This is a genomic window from Sulfolobus islandicus Y.N.15.51 (assembly GCF_000022485.1).
In the GTDB taxonomy this organism is placed as follows: Archaea; Thermoproteota; Thermoprotei_A; order Sulfolobales; family Sulfolobaceae; genus Saccharolobus; species Saccharolobus islandicus.
Genome location: NC_012623.1, coordinates 1,231,299 through 1,248,498 on the forward strand (window position 1 = coordinate 1,231,299; position 17,200 = coordinate 1,248,498).

General features: G+C 35.3%; 32 protein-coding genes. 1 reads left to right on the forward strand and 31 read right to left on the reverse strand.

Annotation, left to right across the window (positions count from 1 at the left end; translation table 11 throughout):
• Nucleotides 1–33 precede the first annotated feature (33 nt).
• Nucleotides 34–585, forward strand: a complete 552-nt coding sequence (locus tag YN1551_RS06795; RefSeq protein WP_012717433.1) for an archaemetzincin family Zn-dependent metalloprotease — start codon at nucleotides 34–36, stop codon at nucleotides 583–585.
• Here YN1551_RS06795 and YN1551_RS06800 read toward each other — a convergent pair.
• The 31 genes from YN1551_RS06800 to YN1551_RS06950 all read right to left on the reverse strand — a co-directional run bounded on the left by YN1551_RS06800 (nucleotide 563) and on the right by YN1551_RS06950 (nucleotide 17,179).
• Entirely contained in the window at nucleotides 563–982 is a 420-nt protein-coding gene (locus tag YN1551_RS06800) for an archease (protein WP_012717434.1), read from the reverse strand. The two genes, YN1551_RS06795 and YN1551_RS06800, sit on opposite strands and share 23 nt — an antisense overlap.
• A gap of 284 nt (nucleotides 983–1,266) precedes the next feature.
• The gene (gene cedA, locus YN1551_RS06805; protein ID WP_014512664.1) at nucleotides 1,267–2,070 is read right to left on the reverse strand and encodes a DNA import protein CedA; all 804 of its coding nucleotides are present in this window, start codon (nucleotides 2,068–2,070) and stop codon (nucleotides 1,267–1,269) included.
• Nucleotides 2,067–2,309, reverse strand: coding sequence for a DNA import protein CedA1 (gene cedA1 / locus YN1551_RS06810; protein WP_012711446.1), 243 nt, complete (start codon nucleotides 2,307–2,309; stop codon nucleotides 2,067–2,069). Before cedA1 ends, cedA begins: the two co-directional genes overlap by 4 nt.
• Nucleotides 2,309–2,878, reverse strand: a complete 570-nt coding sequence (cmk, locus tag YN1551_RS06815) for a (d)CMP kinase (RefSeq protein ID WP_012716182.1) — start codon at nucleotides 2,876–2,878, stop codon at nucleotides 2,309–2,311. The genes cedA1 and cmk overlap by 1 nt, the downstream gene beginning before the upstream one ends.
• Nucleotides 2,879–2,925: 47 nt before the next feature.
• Nucleotides 2,926–3,183 carry a 50S ribosomal protein L34e gene (locus YN1551_RS06820; protein ID WP_012713741.1) on the reverse strand — a complete coding sequence of 86 codons (258 nt, stop codon included), beginning with the start codon at nucleotides 3,181–3,183 and terminating at the stop codon, nucleotides 2,926–2,928.
• A gap of 13 nt (nucleotides 3,184–3,196) precedes the next feature.
• A complete protein-coding gene (locus YN1551_RS06825) occupies nucleotides 3,197–3,646 on the reverse strand; it encodes a hypothetical protein (RefSeq protein ID WP_012717436.1) in 450 nt (149 codons plus the stop codon).
• Between the two features lie 4 nt (nucleotides 3,647–3,650).
• The gene (locus YN1551_RS06830) at nucleotides 3,651–4,238 is read right to left on the reverse strand and encodes an adenylate kinase (protein ID WP_012711442.1); all 588 of its coding nucleotides are present in this window, start codon (nucleotides 4,236–4,238) and stop codon (nucleotides 3,651–3,653) included.
• A 2-nt stretch (nucleotides 4,239–4,240) separates the two neighbouring features.
• Nucleotides 4,241–5,650: a preprotein translocase subunit SecY gene (gene secY, locus YN1551_RS06835; protein ID WP_012717437.1), complete on the reverse strand. Its 1,410-nt coding sequence runs from the start codon at nucleotides 5,648–5,650 to the stop codon at nucleotides 4,241–4,243.
• A 16-nt stretch (nucleotides 5,651–5,666) separates the two neighbouring features.
• Nucleotides 5,667–6,101 (reverse strand): uL15 family ribosomal protein, encoded by a 435-nt coding sequence (locus YN1551_RS06840; RefSeq protein ID WP_012711440.1) that lies wholly within the window; start codon nucleotides 6,099–6,101, stop codon nucleotides 5,667–5,669.
• Between the two features lies 1 nt (nucleotide 6,102).
• Nucleotides 6,103–6,579, reverse strand: coding sequence for a 50S ribosomal protein L30 (gene rpmD, locus YN1551_RS06845; RefSeq protein ID WP_012711439.1), 477 nt, complete (start codon nucleotides 6,577–6,579; stop codon nucleotides 6,103–6,105).
• Between the two features lie 6 nt (nucleotides 6,580–6,585).
• Complete coding sequence (locus YN1551_RS06850) at nucleotides 6,586–7,230, reverse strand: 30S ribosomal protein S5 (RefSeq protein ID WP_012717438.1); 645 nt, start codon at nucleotides 7,228–7,230, stop codon at nucleotides 6,586–6,588.
• Between the two features lies 1 nt (nucleotide 7,231).
• Entirely contained in the window at nucleotides 7,232–7,822 is a 591-nt protein-coding gene (locus YN1551_RS06855) for a 50S ribosomal protein L18 (protein ID WP_012717439.1), read from the reverse strand.
• Between the two features lie 2 nt (nucleotides 7,823–7,824).
• Nucleotides 7,825–8,283 carry a 50S ribosomal protein L19e gene (locus YN1551_RS06860; protein ID WP_012711436.1) on the reverse strand — a complete coding sequence of 153 codons (459 nt, stop codon included), beginning with the start codon at nucleotides 8,281–8,283 and terminating at the stop codon, nucleotides 7,825–7,827.
• Nucleotides 8,280–8,696, reverse strand: coding sequence for a 50S ribosomal protein L32e (locus YN1551_RS06865; RefSeq protein ID WP_012711435.1), 417 nt, complete (start codon nucleotides 8,694–8,696; stop codon nucleotides 8,280–8,282). The genes YN1551_RS06860 and YN1551_RS06865 overlap by 4 nt, the downstream gene beginning before the upstream one ends.
• On the reverse strand, nucleotides 8,693–9,238 hold the full coding sequence (locus tag YN1551_RS06870) for a 50S ribosomal protein L6 (RefSeq protein WP_012711434.1): 546 nt from the start codon (nucleotides 9,236–9,238) through the stop codon (nucleotides 8,693–8,695). The genes YN1551_RS06865 and YN1551_RS06870 overlap by 4 nt, the downstream gene beginning before the upstream one ends.
• 11 nt (nucleotides 9,239–9,249) lie before the next feature.
• Nucleotides 9,250–9,651, reverse strand: a complete 402-nt coding sequence (locus YN1551_RS06875; protein ID WP_012711433.1) for a 30S ribosomal protein S8 — start codon at nucleotides 9,649–9,651, stop codon at nucleotides 9,250–9,252.
• A 6-nt stretch (nucleotides 9,652–9,657) separates the two neighbouring features.
• Nucleotides 9,658–9,822, reverse strand: a complete 165-nt coding sequence (locus YN1551_RS06880) for a 30S ribosomal protein S14 (RefSeq protein ID WP_012711432.1) — start codon at nucleotides 9,820–9,822, stop codon at nucleotides 9,658–9,660.
• Nucleotides 9,823–9,827: 5 nt separating this feature from the next.
• Nucleotides 9,828–10,367 (reverse strand): 50S ribosomal protein L5, encoded by a 540-nt coding sequence (locus YN1551_RS06885; RefSeq protein WP_012711431.1) that lies wholly within the window; start codon nucleotides 10,365–10,367, stop codon nucleotides 9,828–9,830.
• A gap of 1 nt (nucleotide 10,368) precedes the next feature.
• Nucleotides 10,369–11,088 (reverse strand): 30S ribosomal protein S4e, encoded by a 720-nt coding sequence (locus tag YN1551_RS06890; RefSeq protein WP_012711430.1) that lies wholly within the window; start codon nucleotides 11,086–11,088, stop codon nucleotides 10,369–10,371.
• A gap of 6 nt (nucleotides 11,089–11,094) precedes the next feature.
• On the reverse strand, nucleotides 11,095–11,454 hold the full coding sequence (gene rplX / locus YN1551_RS06895) for a 50S ribosomal protein L24 (protein WP_012716180.1): 360 nt from the start codon (nucleotides 11,452–11,454) through the stop codon (nucleotides 11,095–11,097).
• A gap of 5 nt (nucleotides 11,455–11,459) precedes the next feature.
• Nucleotides 11,460–11,876, reverse strand: coding sequence for a 50S ribosomal protein L14 (locus YN1551_RS06900; protein WP_012711428.1), 417 nt, complete (start codon nucleotides 11,874–11,876; stop codon nucleotides 11,460–11,462).
• A gap of 1 nt (nucleotide 11,877) precedes the next feature.
• A complete protein-coding gene (locus tag YN1551_RS06905; protein ID WP_012713737.1) occupies nucleotides 11,878–12,222 on the reverse strand; it encodes a 30S ribosomal protein S17 in 345 nt (114 codons plus the stop codon).
• Nucleotides 12,223–12,231: 9 nt separating this feature from the next.
• Nucleotides 12,232–12,471, reverse strand: a complete 240-nt coding sequence (locus tag YN1551_RS06910; protein WP_012711426.1) for a ribonuclease P protein subunit — start codon at nucleotides 12,469–12,471, stop codon at nucleotides 12,232–12,234.
• Nucleotides 12,472–12,484: 13 nt separating this feature from the next.
• The gene (rpmC, locus tag YN1551_RS06915) at nucleotides 12,485–12,712 is read right to left on the reverse strand and encodes a 50S ribosomal protein L29 (protein WP_012713736.1); all 228 of its coding nucleotides are present in this window, start codon (nucleotides 12,710–12,712) and stop codon (nucleotides 12,485–12,487) included.
• The gene (locus tag YN1551_RS06920; RefSeq protein WP_039698539.1) at nucleotides 12,709–13,398 is read right to left on the reverse strand and encodes a 30S ribosomal protein S3; all 690 of its coding nucleotides are present in this window, start codon (nucleotides 13,396–13,398) and stop codon (nucleotides 12,709–12,711) included. The genes rpmC and YN1551_RS06920 overlap by 4 nt, the downstream gene beginning before the upstream one ends.
• 1 nt (nucleotide 13,399) lies before the next feature.
• A complete protein-coding gene (locus YN1551_RS06925) occupies nucleotides 13,400–13,873 on the reverse strand; it encodes a 50S ribosomal protein L22 (RefSeq protein ID WP_012711423.1) in 474 nt (157 codons plus the stop codon).
• 6 nt (nucleotides 13,874–13,879) lie between these two features.
• Nucleotides 13,880–14,302, reverse strand: coding sequence for a 30S ribosomal protein S19 (locus tag YN1551_RS06930; RefSeq protein ID WP_012711422.1), 423 nt, complete (start codon nucleotides 14,300–14,302; stop codon nucleotides 13,880–13,882).
• A gap of 36 nt (nucleotides 14,303–14,338) precedes the next feature.
• On the reverse strand, nucleotides 14,339–15,055 hold the full coding sequence (locus tag YN1551_RS06935) for a 50S ribosomal protein L2 (protein ID WP_012717440.1): 717 nt from the start codon (nucleotides 15,053–15,055) through the stop codon (nucleotides 14,339–14,341).
• Nucleotides 15,056–15,066: 11 nt separating this feature from the next.
• The gene (locus YN1551_RS06940) at nucleotides 15,067–15,312 is read right to left on the reverse strand and encodes a 50S ribosomal protein L23 (protein ID WP_012711420.1); all 246 of its coding nucleotides are present in this window, start codon (nucleotides 15,310–15,312) and stop codon (nucleotides 15,067–15,069) included.
• 1 nt (nucleotide 15,313) lies between these two features.
• On the reverse strand, nucleotides 15,314–16,117 hold the full coding sequence (gene rpl4p, locus YN1551_RS06945) for a 50S ribosomal protein L4 (protein ID WP_012716178.1): 804 nt from the start codon (nucleotides 16,115–16,117) through the stop codon (nucleotides 15,314–15,316).
• Nucleotides 16,118–16,123: 6 nt separating this feature from the next.
• Nucleotides 16,124–17,179 (reverse strand): 50S ribosomal protein L3, encoded by a 1,056-nt coding sequence (locus YN1551_RS06950; protein ID WP_012713734.1) that lies wholly within the window; start codon nucleotides 17,177–17,179, stop codon nucleotides 16,124–16,126.
• Nucleotides 17,180–17,200 lie beyond the last annotated feature (21 nt).

A 17,200-nucleotide genomic window follows, 5' to 3' on the forward strand; every position in this document is an offset into this window, starting at 1 on the left:
ATGAATTAGGGTCTCCAGGGATCCCCACAGTAGGTGACAGAAATGAAGATTTTAATAGTTACCTTAACTTACATTGAAAAATCAATAATAGATGAAATTGTTAATAATCTTTCAAGCTATGGACTAGAAGTTGATATATTGTTCGATAGTAGAAAATATCTTCCTATTTCTGCTTTTAATTGGGAAAGATTACAATACGACGCGGAAAAAGTATTAAGCTTCCTTAAATCTAAATATGACTTTAATTACGATTCCATAATATTCCTCGCAGATTCTGACGGTTATATCGATGGTTATAACTTTGTATTTGGATTAACTATAGATAATTTTGCCATTATTTTTCTTAATAGATTAAGGGAAGAGTTCTATAATAGAAAACCAGACCTAGAATTGTTTATGAAAAGAGTAGTAAAGGAAGTAACTCACGAGGCAGGTCATATATTAGGACTAGGCCATTGTAATACAATAGGTTGCGTCATGAATTTCAGCAATACAGTGGAAGATGTGGATAAAAAACAAGCGAGATTCTGTAAAAATTGTATATATAAAATAGAAAACCTATCTAAATATCTACAACGAAAGTGATGACGTAACAATTTTCCGTCTTTTCTATTGACAGTTGATGATAAGTCATTGCTTTCACTACTGTTCTACGCTCATGTATCTTACCATTAAATTTTTCTCCCCACGCTTTTCCTTCTAAGGTCATAGAATCTTGATCTATCATGAGATCAAATTTACTGAAGACCATTAATTCAGAATCATAATAATAAAGAAGTTCCTCTATCCATTTATATAACAGATTTTCTAAATCATACCCATTTAGATAAATTTCGCGGTATTCAATAGGCTTTACTTTTGAGGTATCTGTAATTATCTCAAAAACTCCTAATGCGGCATTTGAAAATGCTTCTTCCAATGATTTACCATACGCCCTAATACCAACATCTGCAGTATGTTCAAAGAATTCAAACGATCTCATATAACTTTATAACATTTCTTCGCATTAATAGTTATTTGATGATATAACATGGGAGGAAGACAAAAGACAACGTTATTTATGACAAAAGAGGTTAGAAAAGAGAAGAAGAGCAGTCAAACTAATCCTCAACCCGCTTCAAAATAAATTTGCTTATCACTAGTAGAACCAAAACGAGTAGAGTAGTGTAAATGATAACGTAATCGTTTTTTGAATATATAAAGGCTAGGATACTATCTATTAATATCAATATTATCATCAAATTACTGCTTTTCACTTTCCATCTCCTAAAATAGGTCTAATGGAAATGGAACTCTACCACTGGAGCCTCCAATTGCATTTCCTAATCCTAACGATATGCCAGCTAAAATACTCAAATAAAGCATGGGTATTATTATGAATATAATTACAAGTTCAGGAACTATGCCCGCTATTGTCGCAACCAATGTGTTCACATCCGTAATTGTGGATAATTGAGAACCTATTTGAGCCAATGATGTAGAGGACATTTCTTGAATAAAAACCGGTAAATACGGCAAACCGATATAAAAGGTAATTGCGGACGATATTAAAGTCCCACCTATACCCTTGCCTATCCTAAAAGGAAGTGATAATAAAAGAATACCAATTGCTATAAGTATCATATAGGATTGTTGTATGAATTCCCCAAGATCGATAAAGAACTGCAATAAAAATATTATATCGGTAATAAAAGATGAAAACTGAAGTAGTGGATCTGCAAGAAGAGCAAGAGCCATTGATATCTTTTCAGTAGTAATAATATAATATATACTCTTCACTTGAATGAGTGCACTAAACATATTAGCTTGTAACTGTAAAATTGAGGAAAAGAAACTACTCCAATCTACTCCAAGTAAACTTTGAATCTGACCTATGGCAAAAATTATAACGCCATATATGTTTATCCAAACAGCTGCATATATTGCATCACTCATCATTCTAGGTCCCCATTTCTTCAAGCCATAGATAGGAATTGGCAAGCCATAAAATAATGAGCCAATAGTGTATGTTAATGTAGCTATATTCATCGCTATGTAAAGTATATAGAATGGAGAATATCCACTACTCATGATCCCACTTGCGAAGCTATATAAGTTATTAGTGAGAATACTGTGGTTCCCAATGCAATCCAAAATGCAGCCAATATTGCATCTTCAATTAAGTCTTGACCTGTTCTTTTAACTCTGAAAATAGGTATTGGTGCACCTCTTAATGCCCATCCAACCGCCCATGCTAGTATAAACACGCTCCAAGCGACTTCAGTAACTTGTGTGTCTAAATTTTGCACAAATTGAATTATATCAGCCATTACTTATCGTTAATATCTTTTTCTTTTAATGGCTGAGGGTTTTGTGAAACTAATGATAGATAGGTCAGAATTAATTTTACTATATTATTAACATCCACGTTAGATGTATTGATAACCAAATCGAATACCGATAAATCATTGATATCAATTCCATAAAATTTGTTAAATCTTTTGTAGTGCATGTATTCCCTTTTAATTATTTGCGAAATCGCTTGATCATATGATATTTTGTCCCTAATGGCTATTCTATTTGCTCTGATTTTAAGTGGGGCCCATAAATATATCGCGATATTAGTGTATTCTCTAAATAACCAGCCAGCAATATGCGACTCTATGATAAGATTTTTCTCACTCAATATGAATTCAAAAATCTTTTTATCAACCATCTTGTCTATATCAAAATTAGATTCTGCAACCTTATTCAAATTTATAATATCTAATCCCATTTTTTGAGCAATATCTCTAAAAATTTTCCCTGCTGAAATAAATTTATATGACAACTCGTTTGCGAGTTTAATTGCTACTGAGGTTTTACCACTGCCTGGAGGTCCACTTATTATAATTATCATCAATTTCCTTCCTCATTGTAATCAAAAATTAAATTATATTATCTAATCTATTGCCTTACCATTGCTTTGATCAGTTGAGCGAGACAAGATGAGCATAAATATCCACCAAAAGGTCTCTCTGGTCTCTTCTCAGACTTACCATACTTATGTAAAAAGTTAGTTTTTACACCATGTAAAGGTTTCTTACACATCGCACATTTTGATATATCGTTTTTCTTCCTTTCATAATGTATTGCAGTCTTTCCACTTGGTAACTTTACATAAATCCTTCTAAGTGACCTAGAGCGTAAAGCTGGTCTAGGCATATCTTAATCTATCCTATCTCGTTTTTAAATTTGATCTTAAAGAAAGAGGGGTAAATAAGATATAAGATGCTATAAACTCAAACAGCGATCCGTTAAGCATCAAATACTCACCATTATTGCTTTTCACTGTAAGATAAGGTATATAGAATGGAAGATATATATTAGTATTTAAATAATTTAATATAATTACAAGATCAACTATATAAACTCCTACTAATATCATTGATCGTAAAAACATATAATATCTAATTGATGAGATATAGGACTCTAACTCTTTGGAAATTTTCTTGTAAGTTTTCTCTCTTCTTTTAGATGATGCTATACTCTTTAGCCTCTCCTCATATTTTTCAACAAGACTTATCTTATTACTTATTTTGCTATAAAAGTAATACTTATAAATTAGATAAATTATAAAATTCGATAAAAATGAAATTAAAAAAATATATATCGTACCTAGCTCCATAATTTCACATTAATGAATTTATTATATCACTTGCGGCTATTGAGGGATCTCCTTCTTGATTTATTACCACCTTGACTGATGCACCGACTAACACAGCTGACGCCATAGCCGAATACCTAGCAAATTGAATAACCTCATTGATGACAGTCGTATCACTATAGTCAGCCCTGGCTCTACTATTATCCCTCTTTTGTCTCTCTAAAATTATTCTTGGATCTGCTTCTAGTAGAAAGATTACCTTGGGAGAAAGAACTTCTATTACGTGTCTCGGAAGGCCAGGCAAATAGCCAGCAGGTGTCCTAATTACAGCATGCGTATCTATTAACCCTATTCCCTCATCACCTAATAAAGACAGATCTTCAACTATTCGCCTAGCGGCTAGAGCTTGTAATTCTCGTTGCTTCTCTATTTGCAATTTCCTTATCTCATCCCTACTATTCACATAGCCTTCTTTTAAAGCAGTATTTAGCATATAATCCCCATAGTTCGCAATCTTGTGTGGTATACCCTTTTCAGTTAGAATTTTATCTGCAAAAGAAAGGACAGTTGTCTTACCTACACCGGGTATACCTGTTACAATACCTATTTTCATACCTATTCACCTATCAACCTCTTTAGTAATGGGTACATTTCTAAAGATCTTTCATAAGCTAATAAACTATAGTATTGTATTGCTATTGTTACAGCTAATAGTATCCCTATACCAGTACCGTATGCACCTAGGAGTGTAGCAAATACTGCAATTAAACCTACTATGATAGAACTGAATAATGCCAATGGATATATATACCTAGCTAATATCCCCTCTATAATCTTTGGATTACTTCGAACACCAGGTATTTCAATACCAGCTTCAATTAACTGTTGTGCTTGAGTAGCGGGGTCTAAACCAGCTACGTCAACCCATAATATACCAAACAAAATACTAAGAACTATGAAAACTATAGCATATTCAAGTGCCCCTAATGGATCTAAAACTATAGCATATACACTATGAGGTATCGCTGAATTTGGAGGAGGGAAAAAGAATACTCCACTAATAGTATTTAGTATATTTGAAGCTGAGGGCGAAACATAGGAAGCTAATGATGCAAATAACTGGATATCAGAACCTAGTACTGCAACAAATATTACTGGTATACTGCTAACATATAGAAAGTTTAACGGAATTGTTCTCCTTATACCTCTTAACTTTTGGGAAGTTACCGGTATTTCTATGGTCATCGTAGTTAGATAAATTGTTATGATAATCAATACTATAGTGGTTATCAAACCAACTAAATCTGGCTGAAAGAGATTTTTAGTTGACGTATTAACTATTAAATTGAGAATATCACTATGCGATGCAAATGCCGTAAATAATGCAGGGAAGAAACCTATCGGTAAATTCTGGGAACTAACGCTTGCAATTCCAAACATGTCCCAAAACATTATCTTCATAACTCCAGCTAGTATAAACAGACTAACTCCAGATCCTAAGCCCCAACCTTTCTGTATTAGCTCGTCTAACAGTAAGATCAAATATGTGGCTACAATAAGCTGAGCTATTACTATTCCTGCAGTAAATAATATTGACGCATTTATGGTTGTTGAAGTTCTAGCTAATACATAACCAAATAAAGCTGACTCCACTAGAATGAAGATAAACGCTAATCCCTTTTGTGCTTCCGTAAATCTAACCCTATCATCAGCGTCATTTAGATCAATTCCTATTAACTTAGATCCGGCTAATATTTGCATAATTAAACCTGCAGTTATTATAGGACCTATTCCTAATTGCGCTAATGTCCCTGTAGTAGAAGCAAAAATAATCTGTTCTAAAATAAGGTTCTTAAAAAAAGAAGCTGAAGTTATACCGTACAAAGGAGTTGAAGCCATTATCAGATAAATTATCACTGCTACTAAGGACCAAATTAACTTTTGACCTAGCGAAGGTTTCTCTTTAGGTTTAGTAACCGCTGGCAAGTATTGCCCAAGAGTGGCGAGTGAATCGATGAATGACATAATTTACTCAAAAAAATTACTCAGTTGGGCTTAATATTACTTCTCCTCCTATCTGCTTCACTTTCTGTATCGCTCTATCGGTAGCCTTACCTACTTTTATAGTAACGGGAACACTTATGATACCACCACCGAGTAATTTATCATACCCTAACTCATTTAAGTCTACTATCTTTTTTCCATCTATTTCTTTAATTTTTATAGAACCACTCACTAATAACTCATTAAGTTTTCTCAACGAAATAGCACTTGTCAATTTTGTAGTGGGGTTTCTGAATCCATGCTTCCCATACCATCCTTCACCGTATTTAACTAACCATGACCATTTCTCCTTATGCATGCCAATTTGTCTACCACCCTGTGATCCTCTATCCCTATGTTGACCCCTAATACCCCATCCCATGGTTCGCGATCCTCTCATTTTTCTACTCTTTTTCTCTCTTCTTACTACCATTTTACATCATCCTCCTCATTAATTCATTTATCTTATCTCCTCTATATCCGAACTCACCTTTATTTTTATAGGGCCTTTTAACACTACCCTTAAACCCACCTTTGGGTGGATGTAATCGAATAGGCAACTTAAAATATTGATCAAGTTTATGTAGGTAAATCTTGCCTTCATATAGCTGTTTTACCATTGTATCAATATTTTCAATCTTTAACACTTCTTTAACATAACTATCTGAAACCTTATCCCCTTTTGCTGTTTCAAGTCTCTTTATAATTAGTAGCTTTAAAGTATCTGGATCTATCTCTCCCCATGTGACATATGGAGAAACTTTATTTAGCATACCCAGTATTTGAGATGTTTTTGGATACATCATCGTATTGAAATTATACCTTAATCTCAACATCTCTAATGTCTCATTAATATACCAAGGAGCCTTTGCCCAACCTCTAATTCTAATTATGCCTAGTAGCTCCACCATATCTGATTACCTCTTCCTAGCCCAATCTTGTAAAGTTACGAAGTTATAAGTGTTATAAAGTGCACTATATCCAGCTCTGACAAAATTCTCTGTAGTTCTAGTCTCACCTTTTGTAGTAGACCAAGCATCCCTAATACCAGCATAAGTTAACAAGGTCTTTAATACGCTACCAACTACTAATCCAGTACCTTTGGGTGCAGGCAACAAATTAACTTCTACACTACCCGCTTTACCAACTACTTTAAAGGGTAGACTATGTGGTTCGCCACATGTACACTGCCAACTACCACAGCCTCTTCTTACTGGTAATATATTCATCTTAGCATCCCTAATTGCCTTCTGAATTGCAACCCTTAACTGTTTAGCTTTTCCAGTTCCTATACTGACATATCCATCCATGTTGCCCATTATAACTAGAACTTTATATCTAGATATCTCTCCTGCATCAGTTTGCTTCTGAACTACTTTAATGTCTACAACTTCATATTTTAGCTTAGGTAACAGAACATCCACAATTTCTGGTTCAGTAATAGGAAGATTCCTATCAAATAGTTCCTTTATAGATGATATCTTTCCATTCTTTACGAGATTACCTATGGAGGTTCGTGGCTTCCATTCTTCTATATTTATACTTGGTACTTCCTCTGCCATTTCAACCACCAGAAGATTTAATCTTGTTTAATATCTCCTCAAAATGGGAGGGTAAGTTCTCAGGATTTAGTCCCCTTCCCAAATACCTTGAAAATAGTTTATTATATAAATCTAAATTCTCAGATTTCAACTTTTCAGCATACTTGGCTATATGCTCTCCCTTTATTCTATCGTTTTCTATACTTATATCACCTATCGGAATTTTCAACCCAGCATCTATTGCACCTTTTATTGCATAGAACACCTTATTACCCTTGGACGGTACATGAAGTCCTATATCTGCAACACACTCTGTTACGCCTTTCTTCACAGCTCTTAAAGCTGCTAAATATCCAGTAAGGTATGCGGAGGGAGTATTATTTTCATCTCCCTTCCATTCAAACTTTTTAGTAAGTTCTGAAGAATGAGCACTAGCAACCATGATATCGCCCTTAGGATCGATTTTTGCAATTTGAACTATAACGTATTTGTTCGTTATTCTTACAATAAACCTTATTTGTTTACTTATGACATAAACATATCTCTTATAGTAGTTAGTTTTTCCTTCTCTTCTTCTCCTATGTTTTATCTTATAATTAGGACCATTGGCCAAATTTACTCACCTCTTAATTTCCCCATCTGTATTAAGACGTTCCTAACATCTGAAACTCCCTTATAGTTGCCACCCTTGGCTTTTAAGTATAATTCCCTATAAGTATGACTATCAATAACCTTATGATCTCTCAACCATTTAAGATAAGCCCTTATTTTTCTTATCCTCTTAACCCACATTCGTTTGCTATTTGCCCTTGCTCCCTTCTTGCCTTTTCTACTTCCTGCCTTTTTCCCTTCACTCTTAAGGCTCTTCTTTTTTCTTCTCTCCTTTAATCTACCGTCGCTTATTCCAACCTTTTTAAGGATTATAATCTTACCATCCTTTATCAAATTCCTAATTTCTTCTCTGGTTAGTGCGCTTTGAACGTCCTCAATATAATCCTCAACAATCTTAACTCTGCTTATTCCTACCCCTGCAACCGATGCTGCTAGCCTTTTTTGAGCTTTCAAGTTAGTCATGCACTGACACCCTCATTACTTACCTTCAAACCCAATTCCCTAGCTTTATTTAGAATTTCAAGCCTCTTTTTAAAACCAACTGAAGAAGCTATTGTTACAATAACACTGTCTTTTTGATTTTGCACTTTAACTAGATCGTTAACATTATGAACTATAACTTGCCTTAATCCACTTGGATGAAATCCCCTAACTTCTTTAGGCAGTCTGTAACCAACACTTACTATAGCAGGAAATCCCCTAACTTTTAATCTAGTCTTATTATCTCTTCCGTAGGGTCTTCTCCATTTTTCCTGTCTTCCTAATCTGAAGAACTTGTCGGAATCATAACGTAAGAACCTTGGCTTCTTTGCCTTAAGCTTTTGCCTTATTACATAAATCTTTTTCCTATATGACTGTATTTTTTCTTCGGTCATTCAACCACCTCTTTTTTATAGATGAAAATTCCATCCGAGAAGATACGTCTATCAAAACCAGTTATCTTTGAAGCTGCTTCAATATTTGCTGCAGTTTGGGCAACAGCATCTAAATTCGGGCCCTCCACAACTATATCTTCACCTTTCACAGTAACCTTAACGCCCTGTAGTATTGGCGCCCTCCTTATATTCTTTTCACCTATTAGATTAGTTATTTGAACTTCGTTCCCTACTACCTTTACAGATGTTGGAAAGTGAGTATATATAATTTTAAGATAATACCTATAACCCTTAGTTACTCCAGTTATCATATTTTTGATATGACTAACTATACTATAGAAGGCCGCCTTTTTTCGTCTATTAGCAAATGTAGTTTCTAACACTATCTTATTTCCATCTAAACTAATTTGTATACCCCTAGCAAAGCTGAAATCTTTAACTACTTCACCTTTAGGTCCTTTCATCTTAATTACTGAGTCTTTTAAATCAACATTTACATTGCTCGGAATTTCAATCTCTTCCCTTAAAATTACTATCTGCATTAAAAATCACCTCAATATACATATCCCAATGCTACTCCTCCTAGTCGCATTCTAGCTGCTTCTTTATGAGACATTACTCCTTTAGATGTCGAAACAATAATTATACCAATCTCTTTTGATGGTAAGTAACGCCTGATATAATCTGGTAATGCAATCATCTGTCTATAACTAAGAGGATATCGTGGAGTTATTGGTCCACACTTGTTAACTCTTCCTAACAACTGTACTGTAATCTTGCCCCATCTACCATCATCAATATACTCAAATTCTCCTACATAACCCTCCTTCTGCATAACTCTTAAAACATTTATTACCAATTTAGATGCTGGCATTATAATAGCTTGTTTATTCCTTCTCATCTCATTGTTGTAGATAGACGTTAACGCATTTGCCAACGGATTTACGAATACCATAACCTATCACCAATACTTCCTAAACCCTAACTCATACGCGACTTCTCTAAAACATTGTCTACATAAATAAATCCCATATTTTTGAATTACAGAATCCCTACTTCCACATCTCTGGCAAGCTTGAACTCCTTTACCATATTTTCTCTCGGCTGGAGGCTTGTATTTTCCCATTTCATTCACCCTTCTACCAACTGTACATTAAAATTATTTCTTAAAAATTCCATAGCTTCTTCCTTCGTAACCCTATGCCTCCTTGGAATTCTAGTCTTTTTTCTTCTTCGTCTCGAAATCCTATAGCCAGCTCTCTCGAGAGTGATAGCTATATCCATGCCGAATATACCTATTTCTGGATCATATCTTGCACCTGGTAAGATCACATGTTCCGCAATCCCAAAAGATACGTTACCATATTCATCAAAACTACTTTTCTTTAATCTATATCCTATAGCTTCTAAAACCTTTCTTAAGAATCCTTCAGCTTGAGTACCCCTTAAGGTCACCTTAACTCCAATTTCTTGACCTTTTCTAATTCCAAACTCCCTTATAGTTTTCTTGGAAATAGTATATACTGGTTTAGCTCCAGTTAACTCTTGTAAAAGTTGATAAGCTTTTTGTAACCTATCTCCAGATTCACCAAGTCCTATATTAACAGTAACCTTGGCTAACTTAACTTTCCTCATTGGATTTTGATTAACAGATAAAGTAGACTCTGTCATTTTAATCAACTCTCATGTCAGATTTTTCCCTACCTATACTCATCACATTCATGAGATTAGTCTGATAAGTATTACCATCTTTGCTTTCTAGTGTTATCACACTATATTTTCTAGACTTAAACTTACTCAAATTTATATTTTTAACAACACCGTGAATACCGACGTTCTTACCGCCTACAAAGATTGCATATGAGCCTTCAGAGATAATGAATGAATCCACTATATTTTGGCTTGGTAACTCAATCTTTAATGTCATAAGCGTTTTGAAACTCTTTGCAGTTTCTTTATCGACTAGGATATTTCTTCCATCCTCTAAATTAAGCTGAATACTACCTCCCTTTACTGTAGTTTTATTCATGATCCTAACGTACTTATAATGAGCCTCATCTGCGGATATCTTGGATAACCTCATAAACCTAACGTTATCAGGAATAACTCTAAAATATAGATCAGCGGAGGGAATTGAAACAATGTCCATAAGACCAACAGGGTATTTATAGTCTTTCCTTACCTTGCCATCTACTAAAACTTTACCGTCAAATATTATATGCTTAGCCTCTCTTACCGTTTCCGCAAGTTTAAGATAATCCCTAATTACAACAGCCAAAGGTATACTTTTCTCTATAGGGTGAGGTCCAGCATTAGGTCTAACCGTCCACTTATATTGTTTTTTGCTTATTACTAAAAACCAAGGTGTTTCAAATCTTGTTATGTGAGCCATTTTTCATCACTTCTTAGATTTTTCTAACTTTTCTCTCCTTCTTGGATCACTCAGATCTAGCTTAGTTATCATTACTTTAGATGCGTGAATCCACACATATACCGGTGTTCCATCAGCTTTTTTTCTCGTTATCCCTTCTATTGCTAATCTTCCAGTCCTAGTATTAATTTCAGTTACCTTCCCTTCCTTTCCATTATGATTTCCCCGCATTACCCTAACAGTATCACCTTTTCTCACTCTAATACGTTTTATACCATATTGAGAGGCAATCTCATCAGAGACTTTAGCAATCAACAACTTCTTCCTTTGATGTAATGGTAAAGTGTGTAATAATCTCCTCTGTTTAGAAGGTTTAAGAGATACCATATTTCCTACACCACCAATGTAGCAAGACTTGCTATTTTTGGCCATCTTTCAGCTGCTTCTCTTGCTATTGGACCCCTAACTTCAGTACCTTTTGGTGTTCCGTCTGGGTTTATTATGACTACTGCATTATCTTCAAAGGAGATCCAGGTACCATCTGGTCTTCTATATGGCATTCTTTGTCTCACGATTACTGCCCTAAATTTCTGTTTTCTAACCTCTGGTGTTCCTCTCTTAACTGAGACCATAACCATATCGGCAATATTGGCAAATGGAACTCTTCTCAGAACACCTCTATAACCATACACTCCAATTATCATAGCTTCTTTTGCTCCACTATTATCAGCAACGTTAACTACTGAATAATGCTGGAGACTTGGCGTTAAACCTTTTCTGGATCCTAAAACTTGAATCTTTTCTGACACTTTAACTCACCTTGCTTAATACCACAAAACTTATAGATTTAGAAAGAGGTCTGCATTCGCCAATTATAACTTTATCTCCCTCTCTAACGTTAACACACGGTGGTACATGAGCATGTATCCTACTCCTTCTCCTTTCATATCTCTTATATTTCGAGTCATAGTATAAGTATTGCCTTTCTATAACTGCAGCTTTAGTACCTTTATACTTTACAATGACTCCTTCCAGTATAATGCCCCTAACTCTCAATGATCCATGATAAGGGCAATCTTCATCTTCGCATGCCTTCTCGGGAATAACAACATTAGGTATTCCCGGGTCCTTTACCATCTTCCCCTTAGATCCCATCTAGCTCACCTAAATTCTTCTCCAAGGTTTTCTTACCAGCCTATAGCCAGCTATTATAAAAGACTTACCTTTAAAAGTTATCTCAAATATACCATGAGCTTTAAATATCCTTATAACCTTGTTTTTCCCCCTTAACCTAATCAAAAATGTTTTTTCTGTCTCTAGTAAAATTAGACCTTCTCTAGAAATTAGAGAAGGATCCGTGTACCATAAAATCCTTATTTTAGAATTAATATAATCCAAAATCATAAAACATATAAAATTATTTATTCTCCACTTTTGCTTTTCCTTTACCTTCTCTCTTCTTTTCACTTAAAACTGTTAATATTCTTGCTATGTCTTTTCTTGTGTTTCTAATGCTTGCAGTGTTCTTTAAAGTTCCCATTCTAGCTTGCACTCTAAGTTTCATTAATTCCAATCTTAGCTCATCCACCTTTTTTATCAACTCTCCTTTTTCCATTTTCCTTAACTCTTCAAGATCTACCGTCATTCTTTCTCACCCTCACCTTTCTCCTCACTCTTTTGTGAGGATTCTTCAATAAAAGTTACATTAGTTACTGATACCTCTTGAGGAACGGAAGGAGACTCTTTCAAACTGATTTTATCTTCAATCTTCAGTGGTTTAGTTATAACTACCTCGACACCAAATATTCCAGGCTTTAACATCGCTATAGCAATTGCTCTATCTATCATCTTCTCTAATTGTTGCCCGCTCTTATACACAATACCCTCCTTTAACTTCTCATATCTTGCCCTTTCCGTAGTAAGCTTGCCGCTTATTATTATTTCCGCACCTAATGCACCGGCATTCATAATTCTTCTCATTGATATGAAAGCGGCTCTCCTAAAGTGATATCCCTTTTCTAAAGCTATTGCCAACCTAAATGCCATTACTCTAGCATTGAGCTCCGGGTTCTCCACATTCGTTATTGTAATTTGTGGATTCTCTAACCCAAAAACTTTTTCGAAGATTTGTGCAAGCTGTTTTATATTTCTTCCACCCCTTCCTATAATCATTGAAGGTCTTCCTGCATATATTATAACCCTAGTTCCAATTGGAGTCTTCAATACCTCTACTCCTGCATACTCAGCATTATAGTATTGCTTAGCTAGATACTCATCAATCTTGACTTTCACTATAGACTTCTCAAGGAAATATCTCTTGATGTTTGGTATCTTACTCCACCTCCTCCAAGATTACCTCTACATTAGATGTCCTTCTGTACTTTGCAGTAGCCCTCCCAAATGCTCTGGGCATATATCTTTCTAATGTTATACCCTTGTGGGCAGCTATATGCCTTATAATTAATTTATCGATATCCAGCCCTTTATTAGTTGCATTAGCCTCAGCGTTTTCTAACAACTTTAACACTTGCCTTATAGCTTTCTTTGGATATCTACCAGCCTTTATTTTCCATTTAGCAGATATATTAGCTTTATGTGATGCACCCTTATTATATCTCCAGAATGGTAGGGCTTCCTTTTCTTCTAAAACTCTGTTTAGAAAATCTTTCGCATCATTAAGATACATTCCTCTAATAGCTTTGCAAACATTATAAAGATCTCTTATGGATGCAGGAACATCTCTTATCACAGCTTTTGCAATTTTCAACTCATCAAGATTTAATTGAGGATAATTCCAACTTGCCATAGCTGATCATCCTTTCATTGCTAAGAATAAACTTGACCTTGTAGCCTTTAACCCTGGTTCTCCATGTTCAACCTTCTTAGTGGTTATTGAATACTCTCCCAAGTAATGACCTATCATTTCTGGCGTAACTGTAAATTCAACAAATTCCTTGCCATTATAGACAGCCATCTTAAGACCAATTAGCTCTGGCAATATAACTAAGTTTCTGACATGCGTCTTTATGGTCTTATTAACCTTTCCTTCTCTTCTATATTTCCTTATTTTTTCCAGCAAGTGCCTTTGTGCATCAGTAAATCCACGTTTTAATGATCTCCTTTGCCTTGAAGGTAGTAACTTAATAAACTCATCCATTGGCATATTTAGTAACTCATCTATACTCTTACCTCTGTATTTAAAGTTCTTCCATTCAGGTGGTATTTCTAATGACATCTAATTTCACCTATTCCCCCTTTTCATTTATAAAATTCACTTACCCTCCTTCCTCCCTGTTCTCCTTGCCGCAATATGACCAACTTTTCTACCTGGAGGAGCATTTCTAGATACCGTAGAAGGTCTGCTTACACTCTGATGTAGCCCACCACCATGAGGATGATCGACTACATTCATTGCAACTCCCCTTACAATAGGCCATTTCTTAGCCTTTACTTTATACTTCCAATAATTAGCTCCAGCCTTCAATAGTGGTTTTTCTACAACTCCACCACCAGCCACTACACCAACGGTAGCTCTAGCCTTATTCGAAACTGCTTTTATCTTATCTGAAGGTAATTTAATTAACACCTTATCACCGCTCTTGCCTACTACTACTGCATATGAACCAGCACTTCTAGCGTATTTGCCTCCGTCTCCAAAATTTTCTTCAACATTACATACTATTGTACCTTCTGGCGCATCACCTATCTCTATAACATTACCATTAGCTATTGGAGATCCTTTACCGAATTCGATCTTCTGGTTAATAACCAAACCTTGAATTGCTTGCGTTAAAAACTTGGTTCCGTTCTCTAATTTTATGATAGCAACAGGCGTATTCATCCCTGGATTATGCACTATGTCTATTACCTTGCCTACAAGATGTCCAAATATGTTAGGATACCTTACCTTACCTATTCGTAGCCAACTTGGACTCCTAAAAGTTGGAGAACCTTTTCCCGCCCTCTGCTGTAATAAATTCTTACCCATTCTATATCACCTCACAAAATGCCCAATCTGTGGGCTATATCACTTGCTTTATATTCTGGTGCTAATTTTACATATGCCTTCTTGTAACCTTGAGGTGTTATAACTACGTTAACTTTTACCACCTTAACACTAAATAATCTCTCAACAGATTTCTTAATGTCATCCCTTGTATCACTCTTATCTACTATTAATGTAAGTGTATTATAGGACTCAATAAGTTTTAATGCTTTCTCTGTAGCTAAAGCCATTTGAATCATTCTAACTCACCAACCTCTTACTCAATCGCTCATCTAAAATCTTTATGCTAGTTTCAGTATAAATAGTAAGCCTGCCTGAATGTGCACCTGGAGCCAGATGAATAACGCTTACATCTTTAGCGTTAACTACGTCAACTCCAGCTATGTTTCGTGCTGCCTTAACTATTGGAGAATTACTGTCGTGTACTATTATTAGTGGGCCTATTGATTCCTTATATTTTCTACCCCTCATTTTGCCCTTTCCAGCCCTTATCCTAATCCTCTCTTTTACTCTCTTTACATCATCATAAACACCTATCTTCTCTAAAAATTCTTCAACCTCGCTTGCAGTTTTTAAACTAACAATATCATCAGTTACTACTATAGGAAAACTTACTGAATCTTTAAATACATGTCCCCTAGCCTTAACGAAAACTTTGTCTGCTGTAGCGCTTAACGCACTAATTACTGCCAATTGTTTCTCCTTATCGTTCACCTCTTCTACAAGCTTTTTGTCTACCGAAGGCGGAAATGTTAACCTACCACCTACGGTATTAGGTGCTAAGGCAGCTTCTCCAGAGTTTTTAACTCTAGGAACTCTGGCCATACCTAGATTTATTCCAAAACTCTCAGCTGATGTTCTTTTGCCTGCCATAGGATCTCTGCCTTTTGGTTGCAGAGAATGTGTAAACTCTGCTAAAAATACTCTTCTTATTATATCTTTTCTTACCGGAAACGAAAAAATGAAAGGTAACTCTACCTCTTTTACCTTATTTCCATCTTTATCTAAAATCACAGAGTTTTTCTTAACTAGTTCTAAATACATTTACTTTCACCCTTGCTTACTTAAAAGGTTAACATAAGTTATCTTAGGAGCGTTTTCAAAAACATAAGAAGGTCTAACAGCCTCTCTTAAGAATATCGGCCTTTTCTTTGAACCTAATATAGAACCTTCCAACAAAATATACGTGTTCCTAACTATTCCGTACCTTACAAAACCACCTGCGGGATTTATCTCCTTAGGATCATCACCAATTTTTATAATTCTCTTATTATATTCTGTTCTTCTGTGAAAACCTAACTGACCTGGCTGAGGTGTATAGCTAGGTGTCCCTAAAGACGGACCTCTAGTACCTATTTTCCTACTTCCTTTTCTATGCTTATGCCATCTAGGTAATTCTACTACACTGTACCTTTTTATTACACCAGCGAAACCTTTGCCCTTAGTAACTCCTACTACATCTATTAGTTGACCCTCCTTGAAAACGTCTTTAATTGAAATTTCTTTTCCTAAAACGTTTAGTGCATAATCTAGTTGTGCTTTCTTTTCTCCTCCACCTATCTGGATCTCTACTAAATCTGGCACTTTTTTACCTAATGATGGTATCTTCCTAGGTTGTGTAGCTACCAAGAGCCTAAAATAGACTATTCTATCCAGGTTAGATTTGATAAGATCTAACTTACTACCAAACTTTTCCTCAAACTTCTTTTTACTTTCATCATTTTTCAAAAAGGATGAAAGAGAATGAATTCTTCTCGTAATATCTAAGAACTGTAAAGAAGAGGGAGACCAATATTCTGTTATTACGTTTGGTTCGCCTTTACCATCCACTGCATAAGCTCTCAAAGCCAACGGTATAATTGGAGGTACTTCTAGAACTGTAACTGGCATATATATCTCTTTACCATTAGTAGGAGAGTTAGGCCAATCATCAATCATAAAAACATGTGACATGCCAACCTTATATCCCACAAAGCCCAACAATTTTGGATTCGGCGAATTTATTTGTGGCCATGTTCTAGGTGTTGGTAATAACTCAGATGATCTTTTCCTAGGTCTAAGACCAGCTGATCCACGTCTAGGTGAGGCTAACTTTCGATGACCCATTCTTAATCCCCGCTAATTGCT

Excerpts from the sequence above, each read along its gene's own strand:
- YN1551_RS06800 (WP_012717434.1), bottom strand. The coding sequence starts at position 982 with ATGAGATCGTTTGAATTCTTTGAACATACTGCAGATGTTGGTATTAGG.
- cedA (WP_014512664.1), bottom strand. The coding sequence starts at position 2,070 with ATGAGTAGTGGATATTCTCCATTCTATATACTTTACATAGCGATGAAT.
- cedA1 (WP_012711446.1), bottom strand. The coding sequence starts at position 2,309 with ATGGCTGATATAATTCAATTTGTGCAAAATTTAGACACACAAGTTACT.
- cmk (WP_012716182.1), bottom strand. The coding sequence starts at position 2,878 with ATGATAATTATAATAAGTGGACCTCCAGGCAGTGGTAAAACCTCAGTA.
- YN1551_RS06820 (WP_012713741.1), bottom strand. The coding sequence starts at position 3,183 with ATGCCTAGACCAGCTTTACGCTCTAGGTCACTTAGAAGGATTTATGTA.
- YN1551_RS06825 (WP_012717436.1), bottom strand. The coding sequence starts at position 3,646 with ATGGAGCTAGGTACGATATATATTTTTTTAATTTCATTTTTATCGAAT.
- YN1551_RS06830 (WP_012711442.1), bottom strand. The coding sequence starts at position 4,238 with ATGAAAATAGGTATTGTAACAGGTATACCCGGTGTAGGTAAGACAACT.
- secY (WP_012717437.1), bottom strand. The coding sequence starts at position 5,650 with ATGTCATTCATCGATTCACTCGCCACTCTTGGGCAATACTTGCCAGCG.
- YN1551_RS06840 (WP_012711440.1), bottom strand. The coding sequence starts at position 6,101 with ATGGTAGTAAGAAGAGAGAAAAAGAGTAGAAAAATGAGAGGATCGCGA.
- rpmD (WP_012711439.1), bottom strand. The coding sequence starts at position 6,579 with ATGGTGGAGCTACTAGGCATAATTAGAATTAGAGGTTGGGCAAAGGCT.
- YN1551_RS06850 (WP_012717438.1), bottom strand. The coding sequence starts at position 7,230 with ATGGCAGAGGAAGTACCAAGTATAAATATAGAAGAATGGAAGCCACGA.
- YN1551_RS06860 (WP_012711436.1), bottom strand. The coding sequence starts at position 8,283 with ATGACTAACTTGAAAGCTCAAAAAAGGCTAGCAGCATCGGTTGCAGGG.
- YN1551_RS06865 (WP_012711435.1), bottom strand. The coding sequence starts at position 8,696 with ATGACCGAAGAAAAAATACAGTCATATAGGAAAAAGATTTATGTAATA.
- YN1551_RS06870 (WP_012711434.1), bottom strand. The coding sequence starts at position 9,238 with ATGCAGATAGTAATTTTAAGGGAAGAGATTGAAATTCCGAGCAATGTA.
- YN1551_RS06875 (WP_012711433.1), bottom strand. The coding sequence starts at position 9,651 with ATGGTATTCGTAAATCCGTTGGCAAATGCGTTAACGTCTATCTACAAC.
- YN1551_RS06880 (WP_012711432.1), bottom strand. The coding sequence starts at position 9,822 with ATGGGAAAATACAAGCCTCCAGCCGAGAGAAAATATGGTAAAGGAGTT.
- YN1551_RS06885 (WP_012711431.1), bottom strand. The coding sequence starts at position 10,367 with ATGACAGAGTCTACTTTATCTGTTAATCAAAATCCAATGAGGAAAGTT.
- YN1551_RS06890 (WP_012711430.1), bottom strand. The coding sequence starts at position 11,088 with ATGGCTCACATAACAAGATTTGAAACACCTTGGTTTTTAGTAATAAGC.
- rplX (WP_012716180.1), bottom strand. The coding sequence starts at position 11,454 with ATGGTATCTCTTAAACCTTCTAAACAGAGGAGATTATTACACACTTTA.
- YN1551_RS06905 (WP_012713737.1), bottom strand. The coding sequence starts at position 12,222 with ATGGGATCTAAGGGGAAGATGGTAAAGGACCCGGGAATACCTAATGTT.
- YN1551_RS06910 (WP_012711426.1), bottom strand. The coding sequence starts at position 12,471 with ATGATTTTGGATTATATTAATTCTAAAATAAGGATTTTATGGTACACG.
- rpmC (WP_012713736.1), bottom strand. The coding sequence starts at position 12,712 with ATGACGGTAGATCTTGAAGAGTTAAGGAAAATGGAAAAAGGAGAGTTG.
- YN1551_RS06925 (WP_012711423.1), bottom strand. The coding sequence starts at position 13,873 with ATGGCAAGTTGGAATTATCCTCAATTAAATCTTGATGAGTTGAAAATT.
- YN1551_RS06930 (WP_012711422.1), bottom strand. The coding sequence starts at position 14,302 with ATGTCATTAGAAATACCACCTGAATGGAAGAACTTTAAATACAGAGGT.
- YN1551_RS06935 (WP_012717440.1), bottom strand. The coding sequence starts at position 15,055 with ATGGGTAAGAATTTATTACAGCAGAGGGCGGGAAAAGGTTCTCCAACT.
- YN1551_RS06940 (WP_012711420.1), bottom strand. The coding sequence starts at position 15,312 with ATGATTCAAATGGCTTTAGCTACAGAGAAAGCATTAAAACTTATTGAG.
- rpl4p (WP_012716178.1), bottom strand. The coding sequence starts at position 16,117 with ATGTATTTAGAACTAGTTAAGAAAAACTCTGTGATTTTAGATAAAGAT.
- YN1551_RS06950 (WP_012713734.1), bottom strand. The coding sequence starts at position 17,179 with ATGGGTCATCGAAAGTTAGCCTCACCTAGACGTGGATCAGCTGGTCTT.